Source organism: Pseudoalteromonas sp. S3178 (assembly GCF_005886985.1).
Taxonomy (GTDB): Bacteria; Pseudomonadota; Gammaproteobacteria; order Enterobacterales; family Alteromonadaceae; genus Pseudoalteromonas; species Pseudoalteromonas carrageenovora.
The window spans coordinates 1-271 of sequence record NZ_PNCW01000604.1 but is presented as its reverse complement, the minus strand read 5'-3'; the positions used below and the strand labels follow the sequence as shown (position 1 = coordinate 271).

Genomic DNA, 271 nt, shown 5'->3' with positions numbered 1-271 from the left:
TTAATGACAGTACAGATCATGCCCATGAATTAGTCGAAGTACTCAAAGGCACGCCGTCAAAAATTAACTTAATCCCATTTAACCCGTTCCCGGGTAATGAATATGGCCGCTCTAGCAACAGCCGCATCGATAGATTTTCTAAGGTGTTACAAGCTGCAGGACTGACGTGTATCGTTCGTCGCACCCGTGGCGATGACATTGACGCTGCATGTGGACAGCTAGTGGGTGATGTTGTAGACAGAACCAAACGTTTAGCTAAGAAAAAGCAGCG

Annotated in this window: 1 pseudogene; it reads left to right on the top strand. The window is 46.5% G+C overall.

The features are described 5' to 3' along the window. A pseudogene (locus tag CWC11_RS22410) lies at window positions 1-271 on the top strand (bifunctional tRNA (adenosine(37)-C2)-methyltransferase TrmG/ribosomal RNA large subunit methyltransferase RlmN); the annotation flags it as partial.